Origin of the sequence: Bradyrhizobium sp. (assembly GCF_019244115.1) — a bacterium.
Classification (GTDB): domain Bacteria; phylum Pseudomonadota; class Alphaproteobacteria; order Rhizobiales; family Xanthobacteraceae; genus Bradyrhizobium.
Window position 1 is genome coordinate 1 of sequence record NZ_JAFATE010000536.1, and the last position, 5125, is coordinate 5125.

Consider the following 5125-nt stretch of genomic DNA (forward strand, 5'->3'; position numbering starts at 1 on the left):
GCGGGCCCGCGGGCTGGTCGTGCAGGCCACAGTACCTGCGAAGACGCTGGTCGGGGCGTAGCGCGCACGTCATTGCGAGCGCAGCGAAGCAATCCAGACTCTCTCTGCGGCGACAGTTTGGATTGCTTCGTCGCTTCGCTCCTCGCAACGACGAGGATGCGAGCCGCAGCTTCAGATATTCGCGTCGCCCGAGGGACCAACGGACGCGATCCGCACCATGTTGGTGGTGCCGGGAATGCCGAGCGGCACGCCGGCAACGATGAGCACGCGCTGGCCCGCGCGCACAAAACCGTCGCGGAAGGCGATCGAGCCGGCACGGTCGACCATGTCGTCCTGGTCGCGCGCGTCCTCGGCGACCACGCAATGCACGCCCCACACGACCGACAGCTTGCGCCCCGTCGCGATGTTCGGCGTGATCGCGACGACCGGCGGCTTGGGCCGCTCGCGCGCCACGCGGATCGCGGTCGAGCCCGACGAGGTCCAGCAGATGATCGCCGGCAGATCGAGCGTCTCGGCGATCTGGCGCGCGGCGTCGGCGATGGCATCGCCGGCGGTTGATTCCGGCTCCGGCCGCTGCGCGGAGAGCACCCCGCGATAGGTCGGATCGCGCTCCACCTCCTCGCCGATGCGGTTCATGGTGGAGACCGCCTCGACCGGAAATTTGCCGGCTGCGGACTCCGCCGACAGCATGATGGCGTCGGCCCCTTCGAACACGGCGGTCGCGACGTCGGAAACCTCGGCGCGCGTCGGCACCGGCGCCTGGATCATCGATTCCAGCATCTGGGTTGCGATCACCACCGGCTTGCCGGCGCGCCGCGCAAGCCGCGTCATCTGCTTCTGCAGGCCCGGCACGCGCTCCAGCGGCAGTTCGACGCCGAGATCGCCGCGCGCCACCATCAGCGCATCGGAGGCCTCGATGATGTCGGGCAGGCGGTCGATCGCCTGCGGTTTTTCGATCTTGGCCATGACCGCGGCGCGGCCGCGGATCATCTTCTTGGCCTCGATGACATCCTCCGCACGCTGCACGAAGGACAGCGCGATCCAGTCGACGCCGGTGGTGACGGCGGCTTCGAGATCAGCGCGGTCCTTCGGCGTCATCGCCGACACCGGCAGGTCGGTATCCGGCAGGCTGACGCCCTTGCGGTCCGACATGCGTCCGCCGATCACGACGCGGGTGACCGCGCGCTCCGGCGAGGTTTCTTCGGCGATCAGCCGCACCTTGCCGTCATCGAGCAGCAGCGCATGGCCCGGCCTGAGCGCCGCGAGAATCTCCGGATGCGGAAGCTGGACGCGCTTGGCATCGCCCGGCGTCTTGTCGGAATCCAGCACAAAACTCTGGCCGTTCTGCAGCTGGATAGCGCCATCGGCGAACGAGCCGAGCCGCAGTTTTGGCCCCTGCAGGTCGACCAGAATGCCGATCGGCCGGCCATAGGCGGATTCGACATTGCGAATCGTCGCCACCAGCTCGCGCATCTTGTCATGCGGCGTGTGGCTCATGTTGATGCGGAAAATATCGGCGCCCGCCTCGAACAGGCGGCGGATCATCGCGCTTTCCGAAGAGGCCGGTCCCAGGGTCGCGAGGATCTTGATTCGGCGTAGACGTCTCATGGCTTGTTTCCGGGCGTTGCGGCTGGCGGCAGGCCAGACGCGCCCGGAGGCGCCGCACCCGGCGAGTTTGGCAGGCCCGGCACATTGCCGCCGGGTCCGACCGTTCCCGGTATGCCGGGAACGCGTTGCTGTGCCGGCTGCTCGTTGGATTCCGTCAGCTGGACGGTCCAGGCGCGCTGATCGCCGGTATCGACCTCGAAAAAGCCGGTGCGGTCAAAGCCGCGCGCCAGGCAGTTCTCGGTGCCCTTGATGGTAAATTCCTTGTCGCGCGAACACATATAGGCCTGCCCCGACCATTCGCCGCCGCGATCATAATCGAGCGCGTAGATGTAATAGTAGCGGGCGACCAGGGTTCCCTTGAGCAGGGTCTCGCAGCTGCGCGAGGAGACGTTCCACCATCCCTCCGTGGTCCATCCCTCCGCGTCCTTGTAGCCCAGCGCAATGCCGACCCGGCTCGCAGTGTTGTTGCAGAGACGGAAATCGGCCGCGGCGGGGCTCGCGCACATGGCAAGAACACCAAAAGCAAGGAGCGCTCCCAGCCTCGGGCAAACAGAGATCGGCGTGCGGCGGAAGGATTTTTCAGCCATCATTGCTCAGATGATGTCAGGTTCCCGGGGATTCGCGTCGCCCTGTTGTCACAGTCAACGATCAGGGCACGATTTAAGGCACCATTTTCATGCAACAGAAGCGCTCCGAATTCCACCCCTAATTCCGCAGGCAACTCTCCTCTCGCGCTGCGACATGGCAAATGCGAAAGCTCAATTCCACATCATGGGCAATCATCGACAACGAAAGGACGACAATCATGGCCGTCGACGACAGGACAAAGACTGAACTCGAGGCGGCTGCGTTCCGTCGCCTGGTTAAGCATTTGCGCGAACGAACCGATGTCCAGAACATCGATCTGATGAATCTGGCGGGGTTTTGCCGCAACTGCCTCTCCAACTGGCTCAAGGATGCGGCCGATGCCAAGGGGGTTACTCTGACCAAGGAAGAGAGCCGCGAGGCGATCTACGGCATGCCCTATGAGGAGTGGAAATCGAAACATCAGCGCGAGGCGAGCCCGGTGCAGCTCGAGACGATCAAGAAGACCCATCCGGGGCATTGAGGTGTTTTCTCACCGGCTCGTCCTTAAGAATTCCCCTATCGGAATATTTTCGTCACAACAAGGTGTGGGCGCACTGTGGATGAGCGCGATGTCGCCTTGACGGTCGCCGCGCCAAACTTGAGGGTCCCCGGCAATTGCTGCGCGGCTCGCGTGACCGCGGGGCGTCGAGCATGGCCCGGGGAATGGCGGATAGCTTTCCGATGAGGTCAGGCTCAAACACGGTTCTGGAGCGCGTCGATTCGCCTCTCGCGGCGATCGCGCACAGAAGTATGAACGCCAGTTCTATTCAGGAGTAAGAGATGGCCACCTCTGCCGCCCTCAAGGAAGACGAAGCGCCGGCGACGAAATTCGCAAAAGACCAGCTCAAATCCATCATCGAGCGCATCGAGCGGCTGGAAGAGGAGAAAAAGGCGATCTCGGACGATATCCGCGACGTCTATGCGGAGAGCAAAGGCAACGGCTATGACGTCAAGGTGCTGCGCATGATCGTGCGCATGCGCAAACAGGACGCCAATGAGCGCCAGGAACAGGAGACCATCCTGGAGACCTACATGCAGGCGCTGGGGATGATCTGAGCGAGACTTTCTCTGTCGTCATGGCCGGGCTTGTCCCGGCCATCCACGTCTTTGAACTTGGCAACCAATTAAGACGTGGATGCCCGGCACAAGGCCGGGCATGACGAGATGATAGTGTCGGGGGCGCAAAGTCGCGACAGCACTCAGCGCTGGATCACGGCGGTCTTCAGCGACGTCGTCTCGAGCTTCGCGACGGCCGATCCGGAAAACTGGTCGCAGGTCAGGCCCATCATCGGATCGGCCGAGAAGCCCATCGCGATCGCCGTCTGCGGCTTGATGAAGAACTGACGCATGCCGCTGAGATCGGTGTCGCCGAAGATGGTGACCGACATGGTTGCGGCGCTCGGGGCGAGCAGCATGATGCGCATCCAGGTCTCGTTGCCGCTTCCCGCGGCGAGCCGCGTCGAGGTCGCAACAGGTCCATTCCGGTCTTGCGGCCGCTGATCCTGCGATCCCTTGGCGGCCACCGTGTTGATGTCGGTCGCGGGCGCAGAATTGCGCTCGGCCTGCGCGAGGCGGACGTTGCGGGGCATCGGGGCAGAGGCTGCGACGACGTTGGCGCGATCGACCGGCGGGGACGAGAGCGGCGCGTAGGCAAAGGCCTGGTAGGCCGACGATGCGTTCGGCGGGGATTGCGGCGGATCCACGCTGGCGAGTGCCCGACGGGCATTGAGCGCAGCGATCTGCCCGGGCGTTGCCTGCTTCGGCGCCGCCGCGAGCTCACCCCAGAAGCCGCGGGCGTTGATGATATCGGCGGGCGTTCGCGGTGTGGCTTCGGAGTCGGTGTCAGGCTTGTCGGCAACCGGAGCGGCGGGCTTCGGCTTGGCCGGCTGGACAGCCTGCACGTCGGCCGAGGCGAGCTGCAGGGTGGTGGCGATCTGCGGTTTTGCGCGCGGCGTCGGTACCGGGCCCGCCTTGGCATCCGCCATCTTGACCGGTGCTGAGGCCGGCTTGTCGTTGCCATCCGCGGCATTGGCGACCTCGTCATCCTCCTCGCTCTGCTTGCCCCGGAACAGGGCGGCGAAGAAGTTGCCGGGGGTTGGCAGGGAGCCTGCATTGTCGCCATCGCCGCGCTTTTCGATTTCGGCGCGAGCGAGTTCATAGCCTTTCAACGGTACGCCGTCCGAGGGGACATGGACGGTGCGGCCGTCCGGAAACACCCTTGCAAGCTGGTCGTGGGTCATCCGCGGCCAGTGACGGATGCTGCCGGTGTCGAGATGGACGAAGGGCGATCCGGAGGTCGGATAGAAGCCGACGCCGCCGCGCTGCAAGCGCAGGCCGGCAAAACGGATCTGCTCCAGCGGCACGTTCGGAATGTAAAAGTCCATCGCGTGGCCGAGCATGTGCTGGCTGTAGCGCGCCACGCCGGAATGCGCCGAGCGGTGGCGCAGCATGGCATTCGTAGCCGGCGAGCGATAAGAGGAGACGATCTGGATCGGCTGCTTGCCGTCGACGTCGCGATAGACTTCCCAGAGGATGTCGAACAAATGGCGGTCCATCACCGTCTCGTCCTGGGTCCGCCAGTCGCGCAGATAGTGATTGAGCTTCTTCAGCGCATCTTCGTCGTAGCGGCCATTGCGCTTGAAGGTGACGGTCAAGTCTTCGTCGGAATGGGTGTGGTGGAAGGAGAGCGTGCGGGTCTCGTTTTCCGCAGTTGCGTCGTGGACGGATCCCGCGCCGAGCAGGAGCAGCGCACCAGCGACGCCAAGTCGAGCCACGCCGAGGCGGCCGGCTCTCCATAGCGACAGCGCAATCGATCGGCGCGCGAAACCAGCCAGCAAGATGAGCCCACCCCGTCGACGAGCGATCACATGGACTCTTTCGCCAACCCCGT

Annotated in this window: 5 protein-coding genes; 2 read left to right on the top strand and 3 right to left on the bottom strand. The window is 64.5% G+C overall.

Annotated features, from left to right (window positions below):
• Positions 1-171: 171 nt before the first annotated feature.
• Entirely contained in the window at positions 172-1608 is a 1437-nt protein-coding gene (pyk, locus tag JOZ76_RS23700; protein WP_291702452.1) for a pyruvate kinase, read from the bottom strand.
• Positions 1605-2198: a DUF1036 domain-containing protein gene (locus JOZ76_RS23705; RefSeq protein WP_441300082.1), complete on the bottom strand. Its 594-nt coding sequence runs from the start codon at positions 2196-2198 to the stop codon at positions 1605-1607. Before JOZ76_RS23705 ends, pyk begins: the two co-directional genes overlap by 4 nt.
• A gap of 215 nt (positions 2199-2413) precedes the next feature.
• On the opposite strand from JOZ76_RS23705, the gene JOZ76_RS23710 reads away from it, so the two are divergent.
• Both JOZ76_RS23710 and JOZ76_RS23715 read left to right on the top strand, forming a co-directional pair.
• Positions 2414-2716 (top strand): DUF1244 domain-containing protein, encoded by a 303-nt coding sequence (locus JOZ76_RS23710; RefSeq protein WP_291702457.1) that lies wholly within the window; start codon positions 2414-2416, stop codon positions 2714-2716.
• A 299-nt stretch (positions 2717-3015) separates the two neighbouring features.
• Entirely contained in the window at positions 3016-3291 is a 276-nt protein-coding gene (locus JOZ76_RS23715) for a DUF2312 domain-containing protein (protein WP_291702459.1), read from the top strand.
• 143 nt (positions 3292-3434) lie between these two features.
• Here the strand turns inward: JOZ76_RS23715 and JOZ76_RS23720 are convergent, their stop codons facing one another.
• The gene (locus JOZ76_RS23720; protein ID WP_291702461.1) at positions 3435-5072 is read right to left on the bottom strand and encodes a DUF882 domain-containing protein; all 1638 of its coding nucleotides are present in this window, start codon (positions 5070-5072) and stop codon (positions 3435-3437) included.
• Between the last annotated feature and the right edge of the window lie 53 nt (positions 5073-5125).